Source organism: Streptomyces sp. NPDC037301 (genome assembly GCF_055602785.1).
Genome location: NZ_JBVJWD010000030.1, coordinates 1 through 22,502 on the forward strand (window position 1 = coordinate 1; position 22,502 = coordinate 22,502).

General features: G+C 68.2%; 14 protein-coding genes, 1 tRNA gene and 1 pseudogene. 10 read left to right on the forward strand and 6 right to left on the reverse strand.

What is annotated here, in order from left to right:
* Nucleotides 1–263 precede the first annotated feature (263 nt).
* Nucleotides 264–336: transfer RNA gene (locus ACZ7IB_RS33775), tRNA-Thr, on the forward strand.
* 132 nt (nt 337–468) lie between these two features.
* Here the strand turns inward: ACZ7IB_RS33775 and ACZ7IB_RS33780 are convergent.
* The 4 genes from ACZ7IB_RS33780 to ACZ7IB_RS33795 all read right to left on the reverse strand — a co-directional run bounded on the left by ACZ7IB_RS33780 (nt 469) and on the right by ACZ7IB_RS33795 (nt 5,934).
* On the reverse strand, nt 469–1,224 hold the full coding sequence (locus ACZ7IB_RS33780) for a transposase family protein (RefSeq protein ID WP_406500219.1): 756 nt from the start codon (nt 1,222–1,224) through the stop codon (nt 469–471).
* 100 nt (nt 1,225–1,324) lie between these two features.
* Entirely contained in the window at nt 1,325–2,494 is a 1,170-nt protein-coding gene (locus ACZ7IB_RS33785) for a DNA topoisomerase subunit B (RefSeq protein ID WP_405685539.1), read from the reverse strand.
* 360 nt (nt 2,495–2,854) lie between these two features.
* Nucleotides 2,855–3,007 carry a hypothetical protein gene (locus ACZ7IB_RS33790; RefSeq protein ID WP_470917817.1) on the reverse strand — a complete coding sequence of 51 codons (153 nt, stop codon included), beginning with the start codon at nt 3,005–3,007 and terminating at the stop codon, nt 2,855–2,857.
* Between the two features lie 311 nt (nt 3,008–3,318).
* Nucleotides 3,319–5,934 carry a SpoIIE family protein phosphatase gene (locus tag ACZ7IB_RS33795; protein WP_470917818.1) on the reverse strand — a complete coding sequence of 872 codons (2,616 nt, stop codon included), beginning with the start codon at nt 5,932–5,934 and terminating at the stop codon, nt 3,319–3,321.
* Between the two features lie 414 nt (nt 5,935–6,348).
* Between ACZ7IB_RS33795 and ACZ7IB_RS33800 the strand changes: the two genes are divergently transcribed.
* The 9 genes and pseudogenes from ACZ7IB_RS33800 to ACZ7IB_RS33840 all read left to right on the forward strand — a co-directional run.
* Nucleotides 6,349–11,778 carry a HAMP domain-containing protein gene (locus ACZ7IB_RS33800; RefSeq protein ID WP_470917820.1) on the forward strand — a complete coding sequence of 1,810 codons (5,430 nt, stop codon included), beginning with the start codon at nt 6,349–6,351 and terminating at the stop codon, nt 11,776–11,778.
* Nucleotides 11,779–12,022: 244 nt separating this feature from the next.
* Nucleotides 12,023–12,700, forward strand: coding sequence for a response regulator (locus ACZ7IB_RS33805; protein ID WP_470917822.1), 678 nt, complete (start codon nt 12,023–12,025; stop codon nt 12,698–12,700).
* 252 nt (nt 12,701–12,952) lie between these two features.
* Nucleotides 12,953–15,733 carry a DNA translocase FtsK gene (locus ACZ7IB_RS33810; RefSeq protein WP_470917824.1) on the forward strand — a complete coding sequence of 927 codons (2,781 nt, stop codon included), beginning with the start codon at nt 12,953–12,955 and terminating at the stop codon, nt 15,731–15,733.
* Nucleotides 15,734–15,937: 204 nt separating this feature from the next.
* Nucleotides 15,938–16,738 (forward strand): helix-turn-helix domain-containing protein, encoded by an 801-nt coding sequence (locus tag ACZ7IB_RS33815; RefSeq protein WP_470917825.1) that lies wholly within the window; start codon nt 15,938–15,940, stop codon nt 16,736–16,738.
* A 145-nt stretch (nt 16,739–16,883) separates the two neighbouring features.
* On the forward strand, nt 16,884–18,359 hold the full coding sequence (gene rimO / locus ACZ7IB_RS33820) for a 30S ribosomal protein S12 methylthiotransferase RimO (protein ID WP_470917827.1): 1,476 nt from the start codon (nt 16,884–16,886) through the stop codon (nt 18,357–18,359).
* Nucleotides 18,356–19,147 carry a CDP-diacylglycerol--glycerol-3-phosphate 3-phosphatidyltransferase gene (pgsA, locus tag ACZ7IB_RS33825; RefSeq protein ID WP_470917829.1) on the forward strand — a complete coding sequence of 264 codons (792 nt, stop codon included), beginning with the start codon at nt 18,356–18,358 and terminating at the stop codon, nt 19,145–19,147. The genes rimO and pgsA overlap by 4 nt, the downstream gene beginning before the upstream one ends.
* A complete protein-coding gene (locus ACZ7IB_RS33830) occupies nt 19,144–19,653 on the forward strand; it encodes a CinA family protein (RefSeq protein WP_470917830.1) in 510 nt (169 codons plus the stop codon). Before pgsA ends, ACZ7IB_RS33830 begins: the two co-directional genes overlap by 4 nt.
* A gap of 109 nt (nt 19,654–19,762) precedes the next feature.
* Nucleotides 19,763–20,146: a helix-turn-helix domain-containing protein gene (locus ACZ7IB_RS33835; protein ID WP_018105285.1), complete on the forward strand. Its 384-nt coding sequence runs from the start codon at nt 19,763–19,765 to the stop codon at nt 20,144–20,146.
* 384 nt (nt 20,147–20,530) lie between these two features.
* A pseudogene (locus ACZ7IB_RS33840) lies at nt 20,531–20,725 on the forward strand (hypothetical protein); the annotation flags it as partial.
* Between the two features lie 145 nt (nt 20,726–20,870).
* Here ACZ7IB_RS33840 and ACZ7IB_RS33845 read toward each other — a convergent pair.
* Entirely contained in the window at nt 20,871–21,635 is a 765-nt protein-coding gene (locus tag ACZ7IB_RS33845) for an SDR family NAD(P)-dependent oxidoreductase (RefSeq protein ID WP_470917831.1), read from the reverse strand.
* A 36-nt stretch (nt 21,636–21,671) separates the two neighbouring features.
* A complete protein-coding gene (locus ACZ7IB_RS33850) occupies nt 21,672–22,469 on the reverse strand; it encodes a DNA-formamidopyrimidine glycosylase family protein (RefSeq protein WP_470917832.1) in 798 nt (265 codons plus the stop codon).
* Nucleotides 22,470–22,502 lie beyond the last annotated feature (33 nt).

Consider the following 22,502-nt stretch of genomic DNA (forward strand, 5'->3'; position numbering starts at 1 on the left):
CTGCAGGGGGGACCCTGTGGGAGAGTAGGACGCCGCCGAACTCCTTTTACGGGAAAGCCCCGTGCCCTTGTGGCACGGGGCTTTTCTGCGTTCACCCACGTGTGCGGCTGGCCGGCTCGGACGAGGCAGGCGTGGGCCACGCATGCGTCTTGGTGAGAGGGACGGCGGGGCCCGGTGAGTGTCCGTCAGAATCTTGTGCGGTCAGTGGTTCTGAGTACCCCTGAGTTCAGGGTATGCTTTACCTCGTTGCCACAGCGCAGCAGGCCCCAATAGCTCAGTCGGTAGAGCGTCTCCATGGTAAGGAGAAGGTCTGCGGTTCGATTCCGCATTGGGGCTCAGGCAAGATGAAAGGCCCCCGCCACTCGGCGGGGGCCTTTCGCATGTTCCGATGCTTCCGCGCTCACTGTCCGTCGGCATGGTGCGAAGCGAGAGGGGCGAATTCGGCTGGCCAGTGAGCCTTTTCCAACCTCACGCTGACGCGTGATGAAGGACGAGGACTGCCTGGACGATCGCTGTGATGCGGTTGGTGCTGCAGCGGAGCTTGCGCAGGAGGCGCCAGCCCTTCAGGGTGGCCATGGCCTGTTCGCCGAGGCAGCGGATCTTGGCGTGCGTGCTGTTGTGCCGACGCTGCCACCGCTTGAGACGGCGGCCCCGGAAGGGCACCTGGATGGCACCACCAGCACCTTGATATGCCTTGTCGGCCCAACACTTGAGGTCGGCGTCGATGAGTGCTTTGACGATGCCGTGGGTCCGGGCGGCGGTCAGGTCGTGGGTGGAACCGGGCAGTGCTGGTGAGGCCCACAGCAGCCGCCCGAAGGGATCGGTGAGGACCTGGACGTTCATGCCGTGACGTTTGTGTTTGCCCGAGTAGTACGGAGTGTCGGCGGCGATCCGGTCGATCGGCAGCAGGGTGCCGTCCAGGATGACGAACGCCTTGGTTCGTGCGATCTGCATGACCTCGGCCAGGGTGGGTGCGAGGCTGGTCAGCACCTCGATGGCCTCGCGTATGTAGCGGTACACGGTCGCGATGCCGATGCCGAACCCGGCGGCGAGCTGGGCGTACGTGTCGCCGCAGCGCAGATGGGCCAGGGCGAGGAGAGCCTGACGGCCGGCGGTCAGGCGTCGCCATCGGGTTCCGATCTCCCCTCGCCGGACAGCGAGTCGTCCGGTCAGACACTGCAAAGTACGACTGGACAGGTCGATCGACGACGGGTAGACAAGCACGCGAAGCTCCTGGTGGCTGCAAGCGATCTGGTCAAGAACCCGTCTACCAGGAGCTTCATCGTTCCGCAGATCCCGTCCATAGCGGGAGTTCCGTCGCCGGTCAGTCCTGATGGATGTTCCGGAGGATTCGGTCGACGACCTGCGTGGCTTGCTTCGACTGCTCCTCGATCCAGTTGCCGAGGTGTTCCCGGACAGCCTGCCTGACACAGCCGCGTACGTCGGTGTTGCCCAGCAGCTCGTGCGTGGCGCCGAGGTATTCGGGGCGTTCGAGTTTCACCGACACGACTGCCGTGAGGCCCTTGCTGATCCGGTCGGCGCAGGGATCGTTGTCCGCCGCCAGCAGCCCTCGTTCACGCGCGTACGCGGTGACCGCCGCCGTTACTCCGTCTCGGAAGCCGTCCACGTGCGTGCCGCCCTGGCGAGTGGCCCGGCTGTTGGCGAAGCTGCGGATTTGCTCCTGGCCCGAGCCGCTCCACAGCATGGCCACCTCCATCGTCCCCGCCATCCGTGGATCCTCGCGCTCGAAGCCGATGACGTCCGGATGGAGGGCGGCCCCCGTCTCCGCGTCGAGGGCGGCCACGAAGTCCCGCACTCCGTCCGGAAACCGGAAGCTCACCGCCCGGGCCCCGCCCGCCGGGCGTTCGTCGGCCAGCGAGATCCCCAGGCCCCGGTTGAGGAAGGCCACCTGCCGGAAACGCTCCGCCAGCACGGCGAACGAGCACCACGTCGCCTCGAAGATCTCGGCGTCGGGCCAGAAAGTGATGGTCGTCCCGCTTCCGGCCGTCGGCCCCACGGCGGCGGGCTGGGCGGCCGCGACACCGCGCGCGTACTCCTGGACCCTGCGGGCCCCCTCACACTGCACCTCGGCCATCAGTCTGCTCGACAGGGCGTTGGCTACGAAGAGCCCCATAATCCGGCCATGGCTCACGGCCGCGATGTGCCGACCACCGGGCTCGGCCTCGGCGGGCATACGGGTCAGCAGGGCTTCGAGACCGCGGCCGCCGGTGTCCCCCTCGGCGGCGAAGGGACGCCCAAGCCCGTTGTGGGCGACCCGCACGCCGCCATCGGGGGTGAGCGTGACATCGACGGAGCCGTCGCCGCGGCCGGCCAGGACATGGTTCACGGCCCAGCCGACGACCTGGAACACCAACTCGTGCAGACCGCGTTCGCCGGTCGAGCCAACCCACATACCGGGCCGTTTCCGAACGGCTTCCCGCCCCTCCAGCTCCTCGATCCTGACAGCGTCGTACCCCATTCTTTCCCCACTCACGAAGACCCCTCCCATGGTGCCCGGCAGACCTCCGCAGCCTATGTGAAATCAATGAAAACACCAGGTCAGAGCCGTTCTGACGAAGCTGCGGGCGGGTGCGTGAGAACGTGCCGGGAAGCAGCTGGCCCAGGTGCCGTACATCACGCCCAGAACATGCCCGCGGGCCCGGCGAAGCCGCGCACGACCCCACCCCGGGCGCCCCTGAGGCCCCCAATTCCATCGACGACGGGTAGACAAGCGCGCGAAGCTCTTGGTCGAGAACCCGTCTGCCAGGAGCTTCGTCGTTCCGCATGCGTGTCCACTCGTGGTCAGTGCCGCGAGATTGGAAAGGGCTCAGTGCGTCAGGGCCTGATGCAGCGTTCAGGCCAGCCGGACCTGCGCCACCGTCGCGCCATGTGCGCGGGCGATGGCGAGCAGCTCGTCGTCGGTGGCGCCCGTGGTGTTTGCGCCCTCCTTGCGTCCCTCGCCGGCGACGGAGAAGAAGGGGACGGAACGCGGTGCCCTGCTCTCCACAGAGCCGCAGAACATCGTCCGTGCCCGCGTTGCGGAAGTCGAGGTCGTAGCGGTCTGTATGCACACCACCGGATGGCCCGGGCGTGGCAGATGAGGCCGGCGTCGCGGAACTCGGACAGGGCACCGAAGTGTTGCGGGTTGAGCGCCTGGTTGATCAGTTCCTTGGCGAACCGCAGCGACGAGAAGTAGAACGCGGCGGTGCCGATGTGGTTCACGCCGAGCTCGATCGCATGCCGGAGCGCGCTGATGGACTGTTCGTCTCTGAAGTCATGGGCCAGAGTGCTTCGGAGCCTTCGCCCGATGAAGTGCGGTCAGGTGGTGGGCGGTTCAGGGACGCGCATGGCGAGGATGGCCATGTCGTCGGAGGCCGGCTCGGCTGCGAAGCGTTCGACCGCCCGCAGGATGCGTGCTGCCACCGCGCCGGCCGTGAGGCCGGTACAGGTGGCCAGGACGTCCGCCAGACCGTCGTCGCCGAGCATGCGGGTGCCCTCACGGCGTTCCGTGATGCCGTCGGTCACGCACAGCAGGACATCGCCAGGAGCGAGGGTGACCGTCTGCTCGTACAGTTCGAGGTCCTCGATGACGCCCAGCAGGGGCTGAGGTTCGGCCGCTGACTCCACCGAGCCGTCCTGGCGCAGGCGCAACGGCAGTGGGTGCCCCGCGCAGACCACCTTCAGGAGCGCGCTGCCGTCTTCCTGGGGCCACAGCTCCCCGTACAGAAGGGTCAGGAAGCGGCTGCGGGCGCCTTCGTCCAGGATGGCGGCGTTGAGGCGCTCCAGAACGGCCGGGCCGCCGAAGCCTTCGCGAGCGAGGAGGCGCAGGGCGTGGCGGGCGAGGCCCGTGACGGCCGCGGCCTCCGGGCCCGTACCGCAGACGTCACCGATGGCGAAGCCGTAGGCGCCGTCGCGGATCGGGAAGACGTCGTAGAAGTCGCCGCCGACCTCGTTGCCTTCGCCCGCCGCGCGGTAGATGACCTCGATCTCGACATTGGGGACCTCGGGCAACCCCGGCGGCAGCAGGCTGCGTTGCAAGGACTGGCTGATCGCCATGCGTTCCGAGTAGAGGCGGGCGTTGTCGAGGGCGAGGGCGGCGCGGCGGGAGAGGTCCTCGGCCAGTTCCAGGATCTCCTGGCGGAAGTGGTCGTCGGAGGGCTTCCCGAGCGTGAGCATGCCGATGACGCGGTTTCGGGCGACGAGTGGCAGGACCACCGTCTCCCCGCCCACCGCGGCCGCGGTGGCGAGCGTCGTACGGATGCCGGAGCCTAGCCCGCCGGGTTCACCGAGGCCGAGCGTACGCATCGAGGTGCGCAGAGCTGCCTGGTGGGCGGCCTCTGACGGGGCCGCCCAGACACGGGCACCTGGGGTCGGCACGGGGTCCGGAGGCGCGATCTTGGAGAGCAGGGCCTTGAGGCCGTCGATGAGCTCCTCGTCCTCATGCAGCACATAGGAGAGATACGGCTCCGAGGACTGGTCCGCGATCGTGTAGACGGCGCACCATGTGGCCAGGGTGGGGACCGTCATCTGGGCCATCAGCGCCAAGGTCTGGTCCCGGTCGAGGGTGCCCGCGAGCAGGTCGGAGGCCTCGACGAGGAAGGAGAGGGAACCGCGGCGCAGGCGTTCCAGCTCGCCCAGGCGGGCCGATTCGACGGCCAGCGCAATGCGGTCCGCGGCGAACTGGAGGCGTAGCGCCTCCTCGTTGGAGTAGCGTCCTGCTGCTTCCGCGGCGACACCCAGCGAGCCCGTGAGGCGACCCTCGACCTTCAGCGGGACGGTGACGACGGAGCGCATCCCCGTGCCACCGAGCAGAGGGACGGCGCCGGGCAGGCTGTCGAGGTCTTCGTGGACGGCGGGCATCCGGGCGGATCCGTAACGTCCGGTACCGGCCTCCACCGGCACCCGGGCGAAACGCTGGCGGGCGGAGGGCAGACCGGTCGTCGCCCGCACCTCCAGTTCCGTTTCGTCGTCCGTCGCCAGCAGCAGGAAGGCCGAATCGGCGTCAAGCATGTCGCGCGCCCGCTCGACCGTGCGCTGGAGCAGGCCGTCGAGATCGTCGGGGGCGGGGGAACCGATGAAGATCTCGAACGGGTCCGTCTTGTGGCTCTCGGCATTTGCGTCGGAGACCGGTGTGCGTACCGGGGACTGGAGCACGGCACGTTCGTAGTCGCGGACGAGCAGACAGACCGTGGACGGTTCGCCGTGGGTGTCGCGCACCCGGAGATGCGAGGCGTAGACGGGGATGGTGCGGCCGTCGGCGCCGCGGATTCCATAACTGCCTTCCCAGCGCGAGAGCTGCAGTGCGTCCACGATGCCGGTGTTGGTGCCGGGTGTCTGCGGCCAGGCGGTGAAGTCGGTGAGTTGCTTACCGGTGACCTGTTCCGCGGCGTATCCGAAGAGGAACGCGGCGTCCTCGTTCCAGGCGGCGATGGAACCGGCGCTGTCGATCTGGACGACGGCCACCCGCACGCGCTCGTCGGCGACCGGGAGCAGGCCGACCGGCAGCAGGGGGCCGGCGGAGCGGATTCCCACAGGGCGCTCGGGAAGATCGAGCTGGAACCAGACATGTTTATGGGTGGGCGAATACTCGACGCCCCACCGGGAAGCGAGCGCCGCGCAGAGCAGCAGCCCCCGGCCGTTCTCACGGTCCGGGCTGCCAAAATCCGGACCTGTGCTCTGGAGCGGGATCTCGCGTTCCGGGTAGTGGTCGGAGACCTCGATCCGGACGCCGTCCTCCGTGCGCAGGCACAGCACGTCCGCGGCGGTGCCTGCGTGCACCACCGCGTTGGTCACGAGCTCGCTGGTGAGGACGACGGCGTCGTCGACGACATCCGTGTATCCCCACCCCTGGAGAGTGTCACGGACAAAGGCGCGGGCGGTCGCGACGGAGCGCCCGGCCGGGTCGAAGGTGGCAGCCGCGCGCGCGGTGATCACAGCACTCCCCATATGGTGTCTCGTCGCTTCCCCGAGTCCTGTGCCCGTTTCTCGCCGCTTCGATTCGCCTGCCAGGCTAGACGCTCGGTCTCGGTGCCGGGTACACGAGGGCCGACTTCGGGCAGGAACGACCAGGAACAGGCATGTGACCGGACAAGTTTGGGCTTCCCAACAGGGTGATGTGGGACAACCGTTGGAGGCTGCACCCTGATTCGTTCGGGCCTGGTACGTTTCAACGATTTGACGTCCGCATGGTCACCCGTCGACGGTTGGCTGTGGTGGTGAGCCAATGAGGAACTGGGCAAGCTCCCAGATAAGGCCCGAGCGATACGGTCAACCCCTGCGGGAGGGATCACGGTGGAGTCTGGCGTGGCGGCGCGGGGAACAGGCACGCGCACAAAAGGCGGACAGTCCGTGAAAAAGCAGCGCAATGGAACCATCGACGTCGACGCGGCAGCGCTCAACAGACTGTTGGCAGGCCTGGTGGCGATGCGCGACGGGAACTTCCGCAGGCGCCTGACCGTCTCGGGCGACGGCGCGATGGCGGAGATCGCGGCGGTCTTCAATGAAGTCGCCGACCGGAATCTCCATCTCACCGGCGAGCTGGCCCGGGTGCGGAGGGTGGTCGGACGTGAGGGGAAACTCACCGAGCGGCTGGAGACGGGCGCCTGCGAGGGTTCCTGGGCCGCCGCGATCGACGCCGCCAACGAGCTGGTCGACGATCTGGCTCGCCCGGTCTCGGAGGTCGGGCGGGTGCTGTCGGCGGTGGCCGACGGTGATCTCGAACAGCGGATGGAGCTGCGATCGCACACGGCCGATGAGACGGTACGGCCGCTGCGCGGCGAGTTCCTGAAGGTCGCCCGTACGGTCAACAACCTGGTCGACCAGCTGTCGGCGTTCACCGAGCAGGTGACGCGGGTCGCGGTCGAGGTGGGTACCGAGGGCAAGCTGGGCGGGCAGGCCCAGGTGCGCGGGATGTCCGGGTCGTGGAAGGACCTCACGGACTCCGTGAACACCATGGCGTACCGGCTGACCGCGCAGGTGCGGGACATTGCCCTGGTGACGACGGCGGTCGCCAAGGGCGATCTGTCGCGGAAGGTCACCGTCCATGTGGCCGGCGAGATGCTTCAGCTCAAGAACACCGTCAACACGATGGTCGACCAGCTGTCGTCGTTCTCCTCCGAGGTGACCCGGGTCGCCCGCGAGGTGGGCACGGAGGGCGAGCTGGGCGGGCAGGCGACCGTGCCCGGTGTGGCCGGGGTGTGGAAGGACCTCACCGACTCCGTCAACACGATGGCCGGGAACCTGACCTCGCAGGTGCGGGGGATTGCCGAGGTGACGACCGCGGTCGCCAATGGTGACCTGTCCCAGAAGGTCACTGTGAGCGCCCGCGGCGAGGTCGCACAGCTCGCCGAGACCATCAACCAGATGACCGAGACACTGCGGACCTTCGCCGACGAAGTGACCCGGGTGGCCAGCGAGGTCGGTGGCGAGGGGCTGCTCGGCGGTCAGGCGCAGGTGCCGGGGGCGGCGGGGACCTGGAAGGACCTCACCGACTCGGTGAACACGGTCTTCCGGAACCTGACGACTCAGGTGCGCGACATCGCGCAGGTGACCACGGCGGTGGCGAGCGGCGACATGACGCAGAAGGTCACCGTCGACGTGGCCGGCGAGATGCTGGAGCTGAAGAACACCGTCAACACGATGGTGGACCAGCTCCAGTCCTTCGGTTCGGAAGTGACCCGGGTGGCCCGAGAGGTCGGCGTCGAGGGCCGGCTGGGCGGTCAGGCCGAGGTGCCGGGTGCGGCGGGGACCTGGAAGGACCTCACGGACTCGGTGAACACGGCGTTCCGGAACCTTACGGGGCAGGTGCGCGACATCGCGCAGGTGACGACCGCGGTCGCCAACGGTGACCTCTCGCAGAAGGTCACCGTCGATGTCGCGGGCGAGATGCTGGAGCTGAAGAACACCGTCAACACGATGGTGGCGCAGCTGTCGTCCTTCGCTGATCAGGTCACACGGATGGCGCGTGACGTGGGTACGGAGGGCCGCCTCGGTGGCCAGGCGCGGGTCGACGGCGTTTCCGGTACGTGGAAGGAGCTCACCGACTCCGTCAACTTCATGGCGGGGAATCTGACCTCCCAGGTGCGCCAGATCGCACAGGTGACCACGGCGGTGGCACGGGGCGACCTGTCGCAGAAGATCGATGTTGACGCGCGCGGCGAGATCCTGGAGCTGAAGAACACCATCAACACGATGGTCGACCAGCTCTCCGCCTTCGCCGAGCAGGTGACGCGGGTCGCCCGCGAGGTGGGCACCGACGGACGGCTCGGCGGGCAGGCGCAGGTGCCCGGCGTGGCCGGTGTGTGGCGTGATCTGACCGATTCGGTCAACGGCATGGCGGGAAACCTCACCGCTCAGGTCCGTAACATCGCCCAGGTCGCCACGGCGGTGGCGCGCGGTGACCTGTCGCAGAAGATCGATGTTGACGCGCGCGGCGAGATCCTGGAGCTGAAGAACACCCTCAACACGATGGTGGACCAGCTCTCGAACTTCGCCGAACAGGTGACGCGGGTCGCCCGTGAAGTGGGTACGGAAGGCATCCTCGGCGGCCAGGCCGAGGTGCAGGGGGTGTCCGGTACGTGGAAGGACCTCACCCAGTCCGTCAACGGCATGGCCAACAACCTGACCCTGCAGGTCCGTAACATCGCCGAGGTCACCACAGCGGTCGCCAAGGGCGATCTCTCCAAGAAGATCACGGTCGACGCCAAGGGCGAGATCCTCGAACTGGTCACGACCGTCAACACCATGGTCGACCAGCTGCTCAACTTCGCCGACGAGGTGACGCGGGTCGCCCGCGAGGTGGGTACCGAGGGCATCCTGGGCGGTCAGGCCCGGGTGCGTGGTGCGACCGGTATCTGGAAGGACCTCAGCGACAACGTCAACCTGATGGCCAACAACTTGACCAGTCAGGTGCGGAACATCTCCCGGGTCTCGTCCGCGGTCGCCAACGGCGATCTGACGAAGAAGGTCACCGTCGAGGCGCGCGGCGAGGTCGCCGAGCTCGCCGACACCGTCAACACGATGGTGACGACGCTGTCCTCGTTCGCCGACGAGGTGACGCGAGTTGCCCGCGAGGTGGGCACGGAGGGTGAGCTGGGCGGCCAGGCACGCGTTCCGGGCGTCTCCGGTACGTGGAAGGACCTCACCGAGTCCGTGAACTCGATGGCGTCCAATCTCACCGGTCAGGTGCGCCAGATCGCCACGGTCACCACGGCCATCGCCAAGGGCGACCTCACCAAGAAGATCGACATCGACGCCCGCGGTGAGATCCAGGAGCTGAAGAACACCATCAACACGATGGTCGACCAGCTGTCCTCGTTCGCCGAGCAGGTGACCCGGGTCGCCCGCGAGGTGGGCACGGAGGGGCAGCTGGGCGGCCAGGCCCGGGTACGGGACGTCGACGGCACCTGGCGCGACCTCACCGAGTCCGTGAACGAGATGGCCGGCAACCTCACCCGCCAGGTGCGGGCCATCGCGGCCGTCGCCACCGCGGTGACCCGCGGCGATCTCAACCTCAAGATCGATGTGGATGCGGCCGGCGAGATCCAGGCCCTGCAGGACAACATCAATACGATGATCGCCAACCTGCGTGACACCACGGCCACCAACAAGGAGCAGGACTGGCTGAAGGGCAATCTTGCCCGGATCTCCGGTCTGATGCAGGGGCGGCGCGATCTCGACGACGTGGCCTCGCTGATCATGAGCGAGCTGACCCCGGTCGTCTCCGCGCAGCACGGTGCGTTCTTCCTGGCCATGGCGACCGGTGACACCGACGCGGTGGGATCGGACAGCGACAAGGACAGCTCGTACGAACTCCGTATGAGGGGCAGCTACGGATACTCGGCGGGATCGATGCCGACATCCTTCCGGCCCGGTGAGACGCTCATCGGCACGGCGGCGGAGGAGAAGCGGACCATCCAGGTGGACAATGTTCCGCCGGGTTATCTGAAGATTTCCTCCGGGCTCGGTGAGGCACCGCCCGCGCATGTGATCGTGCTGCCGGTGCTCTTCGAGGGGAAGGTTCTCGGTGTGATCGAGCTGGCCTCCTTCCAGCCGTTTACCCATATCCAGCGGGACTTCCTCAATCAGCTCGCCGAGATGATCGCGACGAGCGTCAACACCATCAGTGTCAATACGAAGACCGAGAAGCTCCTTGAGCAGTCGCAGGAGCTGGCGGAGCAATTGCGGGACCGTTCACAGGAGCTGGAGAACCGGCAGAAGGCACTTCAGGCCTCCAACGCCGAACTGGAGGAGAAGGCCGAGCTGCTGGCCCAGCAGAACCGCGACATCGAGGTCAAGAACACCGAGATCGAGGATGCCCGGCAGGTCCTGGAGGAGCGTGCCGAGCAGCTCGCGGTCTCGATGCGCTACAAGTCCGAATTCCTGGCGAACATGTCGCACGAGTTGCGTACCCCGCTCAACTCGCTGCTCATTCTGGCCAAGTTGCTCGCGGACAACGCTGAGGGCAATCTCTCGCCGAAGCAGGTGGAGTTCGCCGAGACGATCCATGGAGCCGGTTCCGATCTGCTTCAGCTGATCAATGACATCCTCGATCTGACGAAGGTCGAGGCGGGCAAGATGGACGTCAGCCCGACGCGGATCGCACTTGTCCAGCTGGTCGACTATGTGGAGGCGACATTCCGGCCGCTCACCGCGGAGAAGGGGCTCGATTTCTCCGTACGGGTCTCGCCGGAGCTGCCCGCGACGCTGCACACGGACGAGCAGCGGCTGCTCCAGGTGCTGCGCAATCTCCTTTCCAACGCGGTGAAGTTCACCGACAGCGGGGCGGTCGAGCTGGTGATCCGGCACGCCAACGAGGATGTGCCGAACGCCATCCGTGAGCAGCTTCTGGAGGCTGGCTCGCTGCGTGATGCCGATGCCGATCTGATCGCCTTCTCGGTCACCGACACCGGTATCGGGATCGCGTCCAGCAAGATGCTGGTGATCTTCGAGGCGTTCAAGCAAGCGGACGGTACGACCAGTCGCAAGTACGGCGGTACGGGGCTCGGCCTGTCCATCAGCCGGGAGATCGCCCGGCTGCTGGGCGGCGAGATCCACGCGGCGAGCGAGCCGGGCCGCGGCTCGACGTTCACGCTCTATCTGCCGCTGCACCCGAGCGAGTTGCCGCCGCAGGGCTATCCGCAGATCGGTCCTGGGCCCATCGAGGCACACGGTGCCGCAGTCGAGGAACGTCTGCTTCCGGAGGCCGGTCCGGGCGCCGACTCGACGGCCACCGTGCACGATTCGGCGGGTGCCGCCGGGCTGATGCGGCGTCGCCGCAAGACCCTGGGGAGCGCGGAGCGGCGGCCCGCGCCGCCGTCCCGCGCCGCCGCCCCGGCTGTTCCGCAGGAGCCGTGGACGCTTGCCGGGCAGGAGGAACCGGAGGTCCGCAGGACGTTCCGGTTCCACGGCGAGAAGGTGCTGATCGTCGACGACGACATCCGTAACGTCTTCGCACTCACCAGCGTGCTGGAGCAGCACGGTCTTTCGGTCCTGTACGCGGAGAACGGCCGTGTGGGCATCGAAGTCCTGGAACAGCACGACGATGTGACGGTCGTACTGATGGACATCATGATGCCGGAGATGGACGGCTATGCCACGACGGCGGCGATCCGCAGGATGCCGCAGTTCGCCGGGCTGCCGATCGTCGCGCTGACCGCGAAGGCCATGAAGGGTGACCGGGAGAAGGCGATCGAATCCGGCGCTTCCGACTATGTCACCAAGCCTGTCGATCCCGATCATCTTCTTTCCGTGATGGAGCAGTGGATGCGCGGAGAGTGATCATTGACTGAGAGAATTGCGATGAGTTGATGAGCGGCTGTGCTCGCAGGGGTGTGAGAAGGCGCTGTACGGGGAACCTTCTGGTCCCCCACCGCGTTTCTGTTGCGTGCACAGTGACATCGCGGTGACAGGGTGTGGTGACGGGCGGGGTGCGGCTACCATGACCGGCACAAGGACGGACGGCGTAAGGGAGTCGTCCCCTGGGGCGGCGCCCGGTGCAATTCCGGGGCGAGGAGGACGGGCCATGGTGCAGAAGGCCAAGATCCTCCTGGTCGATGACCGGCCGGAGAATCTGCTGGCGCTGGAGGCCATCCTCTCTGCGCTCGATCAGACACTGGTACGGGCATCGTCAGGGGAGGAAGCGCTCAAAGCGCTGCTCACGGACGACTTTGCGGTCATTCTGCTGGACGTCCAGATGCCAGGCATGGACGGTTTCGAGACCGCCGCGCACATCAAGCGGCGAGAACGGACCCGGGACATCCCGATCATCTTCCTCACCGCGATCAATCACGGTCCGCATCACACCTTCAGGGGTTACGCGGCGGGCGCGGTGGACTACATCTCGAAGCCGTTCGACCCGTGGGTGCTGCGGGCCAAGGTTTCGGTCTTTGTCGAGCTCTACATGAAGAACTGCAAGCTGCGCGAGCAGGCGGCGCTGCTGCGGCTCCAACTGGAGGGCGATGCCAGCGGCAGCGCGGGCCACGAGAATGAGGCCGCAGGGCTGCTGGCCGAGCTTTCGGCGCGGCTCGCGGCCGTCGAGGAGCAGGCCGAAGCGCTCTCCAAGCAGCTCGACGACGAGTCGGCGGACGCCGCGGCCGTGGCCACCGCCGCCCATCTGGAACGCAAGCTGACCGGCCTGCGCCGGGCACTGGACGCGCTGGAGCCCGGCACCGGCAGCGGCGCGGCAGCCCTTCCCTCGTAGCGTCGTACTGCTCCGCGACTCCATGGCGGGGAGCGGTCCGGCGGTACGACCTCAGGCCGAGGAACGGGCGGTTGTCGGGACGCTCGGCCCAACTGCCCTGCCGTCTCGGCCGTTCGACGGTTCGGCGGCAGGGGCATTCAGCGGCGCGGTGGCGTGAGGACACGTCAGTTTCCTGCCTCTGTGCAGCGACACGGTCGGGTGAAGCGGCAGGCACACGTGTTCACGGCCGTCGACACCGGTAACCTCGGCACCATGGCCTCACGTACGTCCGGCAAGGGTTCCCAGGGCACGGCGGGCACCGCGAAGCGCGTCGGCCGTACCGCGGGGCCGGCCAAGAAAGCCTCACCCGCGAAGAAGACCGCCGCGAAGAAGACCGCGCCCGCGAAGAAGGCCCCCGCCAAGAAGGCGGTGGCCAAGAAGGCGGCCGCGCCCAAACCGGCACCGTCGCCCACCGGCGGTGTGTACCGCCTGGCGCGCGCCGTCTGGCTCGGTGCGGCCCACGCCGTCGGCGCGATGTTCCGTGGCATAGGGCGTGGTGCCAAGGGACTCGATCCCGCGCACCGCAAGGACGGCATCGCGCTGCTGCTGCTCGGTCTCGCACTGGTCGTCGCCGCGGGTACCTGGTCGAATCTGCGCGGGCCCGTCGGCGACCTCGTCGAGATGCTCGTCACCGGAGCCTTCGGCCGGCTCGATCTGCTCGTACCGATACTGCTCGGCGCCATCGGCGTACGGCTGATCCTCTACCCAGAGAAGCCCGAGGCCAACGGCCGCATCGTCATCGGGCTCTCCGCCCTGGTCATCGGGGTGCTCGGACAGGTCCACATCGCGTGCGGATCGCCCGGCCGGGGAGACGGCACCACGGCGATGCAGGACGCGGGCGGACTCATCGGCTGGGCGGCCTCCAAACCGCTGGTCTACACGATGGGCGAGGTCCTCGCCGTACCGCTGCTGCTGCTGCTCACCGTCTTCGGACTGCTGGTCGTCACCGCCACCCCGGTGAACGCCATTCCGCAACGGCTCCGGCTGCTCGGCACCAAACTGGGCATCCTCGACCCGGTGTACGACCCCGACGCGGAAGAGGAGAGCGACGACGAGCGCTACGACGAGCAGTGGCGCGAGGCGCTGCCCGCCCGCTCCCGTCGCTCCGCAGCACGCCGCTCCGAAGCGCCTGCGGAGTACGACCCCGACCAGACGGAGGCCGACGCGCTCTCCAAGCGCCGCAGGCCGCGCAGGCCTTCCGTGCAGCCCACGATGAACCGCACCATGGACGCGGTGGATGTCGCGGCCGCCGCGGCCGCCGCGCTCGACGGGGCCGTGCTCAACGGCATGCCGCCCTCGCCGATCGTCGCCGACCTCACACAGGGCGTCTCCGTCGAGCGCGAACGCCCAGGCACGCCGGTGCCGGGTGCCAGGGAGGGCGAACCCGCCGGCGGGGGAGGGAAACCGGCGAAGGGGGCGGTGCCCTCGGGCGGCGTACCCGATCTGACGAAGCCCGCGCCCGACCGGTCGCAGTCCCAGCCGTTGCCCGCCCGCGCCGAACAGCTGCAGCTCTCCGGCGACATCACGTACTCCCTGCCCTCGCTCGACCTGCTGGAACGCGGCGGGCCCGGCAAGACCCGCAGCGCCGCCAACGACGCGATCGTCGCGTCCCTGACGAACGTCTTCACCGAGTTCAAGGTCGACGCCGCCGTCACCGGCTTCACCCGCGGACCCACGGTCACGCGGTACGAGGTGGAGCTCGGTCCCGCGGTGAAGGTCGAGCGGATCACCGCGCTCGCCAAGAACATCGCGTACGCAGTCGCCAGTCCCGACGTCCGGATCATCTCCCCGATTCCGGGTAAGTCGGCGGTCGGCATCGAGATCCCCAACACCGACCGGGAGATGGTCAACCTCGGAGATGTGCTGCGCCTCGCGGACGCCGCCGAGGACGACCATCCGATGCTGGTCGCGCTCGGCAAGGACGTCGAGGGCGGATATGTGATGGCCAACCTGGCGAAGATGCCGCACGTGCTGGTGGCCGGTGCGACCGGTTCCGGCAAGTCGTCCTGCATCAACTGTCTGATCACCTCGGTCATGGTGCGGGCGACGCCGGACGACGTACGGATGGTGCTGGTCGACCCCAAGCGGGTCGAGCTGACCGCGTACGAGGGCATCCCGCACCTGATCACGCCGATCATCACCAATCCCAAGCGCGCCGCCGAGGCCCTCCAGTGGGTCGTGCGGGAGATGGACCTCCGGTACGACGACCTCGCCGCGTTCGGGTACCGGCACATCGACGACTTCAACCAGGCCGTCCGCAACGGCAAGGTCAAGCCGCCGGAGGGCAGCGAGCGCGAGCTCTCGCCGTACCCGTATCTGCTGGTGATCGTCGATGAGCTGGCCGACCTGATGATGGTCGCTCCCCGGGATGTGGAGGACGCCATCGTCCGTATCACCCAGCTGGCCCGCGCTGCCGGTATCCACCTGGTGCTTGCGACCCAGCGGCCCTCGGTCGACGTCGTCACCGGTCTGATCAAGGCGAATGTGCCCTCCCGACTCGCCTTCGCGACGTCTTCGCTGGCCGACAGCCGCGTCATCCTCGACCAGCCCGGCGCCGAGAAGCTCATCGGAAAGGGTGACGGTCTGTTCCTGCCGATGGGTGCCAACAAGCCCACCCGTATGCAGGGCGCCTTCGTCACCGAGGACGAGGTCGCGGCCATCGTCCAGCACTGCAAGGATCAGATGGCGCCGGTCTTCCGCGAGGACGTGGTGGTCGGCACCGCCAAGAAGAAGGAGATCGACGAGGACATCGGCGACGACCTGGATCTGCTCTGCCAGGCCGCCGAACTGGTCGTCTCCACCCAGTTCGGGTCCACCTCGATGCTTCAGCGCAAGCTGCGGGTCGGCTTCGCCAAGGCCGGCCGGCTGATGGACCTGATGGAGTCGAGGAACATCGTCGGGCCGAGCGAGGGATCCAAGGCGCGCGACGTCATGGTGAAACCGGACGAGCTGGACGGGGTGTTGGCACTGATCCGCGGGGAAACCGCTTCGTAGGAGAAGAACGGGCAACCGTTTCGTCGGGTCGTACGTCAAGTTGAAGGGAGGGGCGGCAAGATTGTCCTTCTCGGGGTGGCCCAGAGAATCGGACGGCGTTCGAGTCTGATGGCGTACAAAGTCCTTCCTCCCGGTTGCCCCACCCTTTCGTACCCCCCCTAGACTGAACACCCAGCAGGTGGCTCACGCTCGAAAGGCGCCCCCGTGTCCATCGGCAACTCCCCCGAAGACGACCGGCCTTCGATCGGTCGAGTGCTCCAGCAGGCTCGTATCGCCGCAGGTCTCACGGTCGAAGAGATCAGTTCGTCCACCCGGGTGCGCATCCCCATCGTGCACGCGATCGAAGAGGACGACTTCTCCCGCTGTGGCGGCGACGTGTATGCGCGCGGCCATATCCGTACCTTGGCGCGTGCCGTCGGGACCGATCCGGAACCGCTGGTTTCGCAGTACGACGCCGAGCACGGCGGCCGTCCCGCACCCACGCCCGCGGCGCCGCTGTTCGAGGCCGAGAGAATCCGTTCCGAACCCCGTCGGCCCAACTGGACGGCGGCCATGGTCGCCGCGATCGTCGTCGTCGTCGGATTCGTCGGCTTCACCTTCTTCAAGGGCGGCGACGACGGCTCCACGACCACACAGGTCGCGGAGGGCTCGACGCCCAACACGAAGAGCCCCAAGCCGAAGACCAACAAGCCCGTCGACCCCAAGCCGCAGCCCTCCGACAGTGCCATCGCCGCGGCACCCAGGGACAAGGTGACGGTGAAGCTCAGTGCCAGCCAGGGCAAGAGCTGGATCTCCGCCAAGGACCACAACGGGCGGCTGCTCTTCGACGGGCTGCTGCTGCAGGGCCAGTCCAAGACCTTCCAGGACCAGGAGCGAGTCGACCTCGTCCTCGGTGACGCCGGGTCCATCGAGCTCTTTGTGAACGGCAAGAAGGTCGAGGACAAGTTCCAGCCGGGCCAGGTCGAGCGGCTCTCGTACACGAAGGGCGACCCGGCGGTCGGCTGACCCCTGCACGCACGGTTTCCCAAGCGGATCAGCAACACGGCGAGCGCCCGGCAATCCTGCCGGGCGCTCGCCTGCCTTGTCACTCGGTGTGACGGTGGAACCCTGCACGGCAGGGCGAGTGCTGGGACAAAGTAGTCTTGAGCCCATGCCCGAACGCCGTACCGTCGCCCTTGTCACTCTTGGCTGCGCCCGTAACGAGGTGGACTCGGAGGAGCTCGCAGGCCGCTTGGCAGCGGACGGCTGGGAGCTCGTCGAGGATGCCTCCGACGCGGATGTCGCCGTCGTCAACACCTGTGGATTCGTCGAGGCCGCCAAGAAGGACTCCGTCGATGCCCTGCTCGAAGCCAATGATCTGAAGGACCACGGCAGAACCCAGGCCGTGGTCGCCGTCGGCTGCATGGCCGAGCGCTACGGCAAGGACCTCGCCGAGGCCCTGCCCGAGGCGGACGGCGTCCTCGGATTCGACGACTACGCCGACATCTCCGACCGCCTTCAGACCATCCTCAACGGTGGCATTCACGCCTCGCACACCCCGCGCGACCGCCGCAAGCTCCTGCCGATCAGCCCGGCCGAGCGGCAGGACGCCGCCGTGGCCCTGCCGGGGCACGCACAGGAGGCCGCACCGGCCCCCGCTCCCGAGGACCTTCCGGACGGAGTTGCTCCGGTCTCCGGGCCGCGGGCGCCCCTGCGCCGTCGGCTGGGCACCAGCCCCGTCGCCTCGGTGAAGCTCGCCTCCGGCTGCGACCGCCGTTGCTCCTTCTGCGCCATCCCTTCCTTCCGCGGCTCCTTCATCTCGCGCCGCCCGTCGGACGTGCTGGGAGAGACCCGCTGGCTGGCCGAGCAGGGCGTGAAGGAGGTCATGCTGGTCTCCGAGAACAACACCTCGTACGGCAAGGACCTCGGCGACATCCGGCTGCTCGAGACGCTGCTGCCGGAGCTCGCCGACGTCGAGGGGATCGAGCGGATCCGGGTCAGCTATCTTCAGCCGGCGGAGATGCGGCCGGGCCTCATCGACGTACTGACCTCGACCCCCAAGGTCGCCCCGTACTTCGACCTGTCCTTCCAGCACTCGGCCCCCGGCGTGCTGCGGGCGATGCGCCGCTTCGGTGACACCGACCGCTTCCTGGAGCTCCTGGACACCATCCGTAGCAAGGCGCCGCAGGCCGGTGCCCGCTCCAACTTCATCGTGGGCTTCCCCGGCGAGACCGAGGCCGACCTGGCGGAGCTGGAACGCTTCCTCACCGGCGCCAGGCTCGACGCCATCGGCGTCTTCGGCTACTCCGACGAGGAGGGCACCGAGGCGGTCGGTTACGGGAACAAGCTGGACGCCGACGTCATCGCGGAGCGGCTCGCGCACATCTCGCAGCTGGCCGAGGAACTGACCTCGCAGCGCGCCGAGGAGCGCCTGGGTGAGTCCCTGCAGGTGCTGGTCGAGTCCGTGGACGAAGAGGACGGTGCGGTGGGGCGCGCGGCACACCAGGCCCCCGAAACGGACGGCCAGGTGCTCTTCACCGCACGCGAGGGCCTCGTGCCCGGCCGTATGGTCGAGGCAAAGGTTGTGGGCACCGAAGGAGTGGACCTGGTGGCCGAGTGTTCCGAGCTCGTGGAGGCGGCCAGATGACGGGAGTCCCGGCATCCGCGGCAGGCGGCTCCGGCGCGAAGCCGGTCCGCGGCGGCAAGCTGGGTACTGCGGCCGTCAACCAGGCCAGCCTGTGGAACATCGCCAATCTGCTCACCATGCTGCGGCTGGTGCTGGTGCCCGGATTCGTGATGCTGCTCCTGCACAACGGCGGCTACGACCCGGCCTGGCGGTCGTTCGCCTGGGCGGCGTTCGCCATCGCCATGATCACCGACCTGTTCGACGGTCATCTCGCGCGCACATACAACCTGGTCACCGACTTCGGGAAGATCGCCGACCCGATCGCGGACAAGGCGATCATGGGTGCGGCGCTGATCTGTCTGTCGTATCTCGGCGATCTGCCCTGGTGGGTCACGGGCGTGATCCTCTTCCGCGAGATCGGCATCACGCTGATGCGGTTCTGGGTGATACGGCATGCGGTGATCCCGGCCAGTCGCGGCGGGAAGATGAAGACTCTGGCGCAGGGGACGGCCGTCGGGATGTACGTCCTGGCGCTGACCGGTCCACTTGCCACTCTGCGCTTCTGGGTGATGGCAGTGGCTGTCGTGCTGACGGTCGTCACGGGGCTCGACTATGTGCGCCAGGCCGTCGTGCTGCGACGCCAGGGGCTCGCGGCCGAGCGGGCCGCCGCGGCGGAGGCTGCTGGGGGGTCCGGATCGGCTGCGGTGTCCGGGGTATCTGCGAGGCCCGGGGTGTCCGGGGCCGCTGAGGGGGCAGGGCCGGTCTCCGGGGCCCCGGGTGCCCGTGGTTCGGCGGAGGCCGAGCGGTGACTGCCGCGGCCCGGGTGCTGGAGCTGCTCGTGGATCGCGGTGAGACTCTTGCCGTCGCCGAGTCGCTGACCGGCGGTCTGGTCGCGGCGGAGCTGACATCCGTACCGGGTGCCTCGAACTCCTTCCGCGGGTCCGTGACGGCGTACGCAACGCCCCTGAAGCGGGATTTGCTGGGTGTCGACGGTGTCCTCCTGGCGGAGCGCGGTGCGGTCGACCCGGAGGTGGCGCGGCAGATGGCGGCAGGTGTGCGCCGCGTTCTCGGGGCAGACTGGGGTATGGCCACCACCGGCGTTGCGGGCCCCGAGCCGCAGGACGGCAAACCCGTCGGCACGGTCTATGTTGCGGTGGCCGGGCCGGACGGCGCGGAGAATGTGACCGCGCTGCGATTGAACGGCGGGCGTGCGGACATCCGTAGAGAGAGTGTACGGAGCGTGCTGGCATTGCTCTCCGCCGAACTCGGCAAGAATGCAAGCGCACAGGATACGGAACAGAACGGGGGGAATTGATGTTTGCAGCCCTGAGTGAACACGACATCGCTCCCCGCACGGCCGCGGCGCAAGGCGGTACGGTGGGGCGTGAAGGATGCGGCTACGCGGTCCGAGGAGGGAGCCACCGATGATTCTGCTCCGTCGCCTGCTTGGTGACGTGCTGCGTCGGCAGCGCCAGCGCCAAGGCCGTACTCTGCGCGAAGTCTCCTCGTCCGCCCGAGTCTCGCTCGGCTATCTCTCCGAGGTGGAGCGGGGGCAGAAGGAGGCATCCTCCGAGCTGCTCTCCGCTATTTGCGACGCGCTTGACGTACGGATGTCCGAGCTCATGCGTGAAGTGAGCGATGAGCTGTCGCTGGCCGAACTGGCCGAGTCGGCAGCAGCCAGCGATCCGGTGCCTGTGCCGGTACGTCCAATGCTCAATTCCGTCTCCGTGACGTCGGTGGCAGGTGTGCCGACGGGACGGGTGACCATCAAGGCGCCCGCGGAAGCGGTGGATGTCGTCGCCGCCTGACCCGCGAGGTCCGGTGTGAAGCGGAGCCCCGGTCGGCCCCTCAGGGGGCGGCCGGGGCTCCTGCATGGTCCGGGGTGGGTGGGCATGGTCTGTTCTGGATGCGGCTCGGGAGTCTCTGGGTGAGACTGCGAGTAGGAGGCATCGATCAGGAAGATCACGGGTGACCCGACATGGTCTGACGTGGCCTGACGTGTCTCGATGCGGCCTGCGCCCGGGTGCCTGAGTGCCTCGGGCCCGGGTGGAGCCGTGATCCGGAGCAAGCCCGGATGTCCCGGGCGGAGAGCGCACAACGGTCTGCGGCAGCGCACTGCGCGCCGGTGGTGCACCGGTGCGCCCTCCCGCCGGGCGAGCGGGCCGGACTAGGTTCGGCCGGAGGAGGCAGCCATGGTACGGCGATGGGTGCCGGCGCTCGTTCTCGGCGGGGTGTGGTGGTGGGCCGTGCTGCGGCTCGTGCTGGAACCGGCCCATGCGGGGCTTGTCGAGGGTGCGGTGGCGGCGGGCGGATGGGGGCTGAGCCTCCTGCCGGTGCATGTGGCCGCGACCGCTGGGCCGACGGGGGCGAGCGGGGCGGATGCGGGGCGGTGGTCTGCTCTTGGGATGCGGTGTGCGGGTTGGTGGTCCGACATCGGGACGCGGTGCCTGGGGCGGTGGTCCGCACTTGGGAGGCGGTGCGTGAATCGATGGTCCGCTGTTGGGATGCGGTGTGGTGGCCGGGCCTGGCGGACTACCAGGGCATGGCTACGCCGCCGTTCGGGCGGAGGATCTGACCGGTCATGAAGGCCGACGCATCGGATGCCAGATAGACCAGGGTGTGGGCGACGTCCTCGGGCTCGCCGACCCGGCCGAGCGGGGAAATCCGCGCCATTGTGGCCTCCGCCCGTTGTTGTTGTTCCGCGTCGTGGCGGGCGGTCATGGGCGTACGGATCCAGCCCGGGGCGACGGCGTTGACACGGATGGAATGAGGCCCCAACTCGGTTGCGAGGGTCTTCGTCAGCTGGACGACCGCCGCCTTGGCCGCGCTGTAGCAGAGCAGCCCGGGGCTCGCGGCGTCGACCGCTCCCGAGGCCATGGTGATCAGCGAGCCGGGTTCGCCGCGCGCGATCATGCTGCGGGCAACTTCCTGACAGGCGTACAGAACGCCCTTGAAATTGACCGAGAGGACGCGATCAAGGTCGTCGTCCGCGGTCTCCAGGACGCTGCTCGTATGCATGATTCCGGCAACGGCGGCCAGGATGTCGAGCTTGCCCGCGGCGGCCACCGCGGCCCTGATCCGACTGCGGTCGGTGACATCGAGGGCGTGGATGCGGGATGTGCCACCGGCTTCGGCGATCAGGTCCCGGGTCTCCAGCAGGCCCTTCTCGTCGCGGTCCGCGCAGTGCACGGTGGCGCCCGCCGCTGCGAGCAGGATGGCGCCTGCGCGGCCGATGCCACCCGCCGCGCCGGTGATGAACGCGGAGCGGCCCGTGAGGTCGTACGCGGTGAGGGACATGACCGGACGGTACGACCGAATCTGACGGATCGTCAACTAGCTTGTGGGGCCCGATTGGCAACGCGGGCACCAGTAGGTGGGGCGGGCGTCCTGATCGGCTGTGCGGATGGGCGTGCCGCAGCGCAGGCAGGGGCGGTTGGTCCTTCCGTAGACCCAGAGCCGTTCGTTCGCGCCGTATCCGCGGGGCGCTGCGCCGGTGGTCGTGCGCATGGGACGGTCGCGGTTGGCTTCGAGGAGCTGTTTGGCCGTGGTGACAAGACGGGCGGCGGGGGCGGCCAGGTCGCCGATGGGGAGCCAGGGGGTCGCACGGGCGAGGAAGCAGAGCTCGGCCTTGTAGATGTTGCCGATTCCGGCCAGGTTGCGCTGGTCCAGGAGGGCCTCGCCCAGGGGACGGGCGGGGTCGCTGAGCAGATTGTGCAGAGCGGTTTCGGCGTTCCAGTCGGGGCCCAGCAGATCGGGGCCGAGATGACCGACCGCCTTCTCCTCGTCCCGGGTGCGGAGGAGTTCGAGGACGGGGAGCCGGTAGCCGACGGCGGTGTGTTCCGCGTTGGCGAGGACGGCGCGGATCTGGTGAGCAGGGCCGCCGCGCCAGCGCTCGCCCGGAGCATAGATCCGCCAGGCGCCGTCCATCTGCAGATGGCTGTGGAGGGTCAGGCCGCCCTCGATACGGGTGAGGAGATGCTTGCCGCGCGAGGTGACGTCCAGAACCGTCCGGCCGGTGAGGTCGGCTGTGGCGAACCGGGGGACGCGCAGGTCGGAGTGGGTGAGGACCCGGCCGGCGAGTGCGGTGTGCAGACGTTTGGCGGTCTGCAGGACGGTGTCTCCTTCGGGCATGCCTCCATGATGCGGGGTCGGGTGGGGAGTGTG

Bases quoted from the DNA above. Each gene is read 5' to 3' on its own strand.
- ACZ7IB_RS33805 (WP_470917822.1), top strand. From the start codon at position 12,023: ATGGTGCAGAAGGCCAAGATCCTCCTGGTCGATGACCGGCCGGAGAAT.
- ACZ7IB_RS33810 (WP_470917824.1), top strand. From the start codon at position 12,953: ATGGCCTCACGTACGTCCGGCAAGGGTTCCCAGGGCACGGCGGGCACC.
- rimO (WP_470917827.1), top strand. From the start codon at position 16,884: ATGCCCGAACGCCGTACCGTCGCCCTTGTCACTCTTGGCTGCGCCCGT.
- pgsA (WP_470917829.1), top strand. From the start codon at position 18,356: ATGACGGGAGTCCCGGCATCCGCGGCAGGCGGCTCCGGCGCGAAGCCG.
- ACZ7IB_RS33835 (WP_018105285.1), top strand. From the start codon at position 19,763: ATGATTCTGCTCCGTCGCCTGCTTGGTGACGTGCTGCGTCGGCAGCGC.
- ACZ7IB_RS33845 (WP_470917831.1), bottom strand. From the start codon at position 21,635: ATGTCCCTCACCGCGTACGACCTCACGGGCCGCTCCGCGTTCATCACC.
- ACZ7IB_RS33850 (WP_470917832.1), bottom strand. From the start codon at position 22,469: ATGCCCGAAGGAGACACCGTCCTGCAGACCGCCAAACGTCTGCACACC.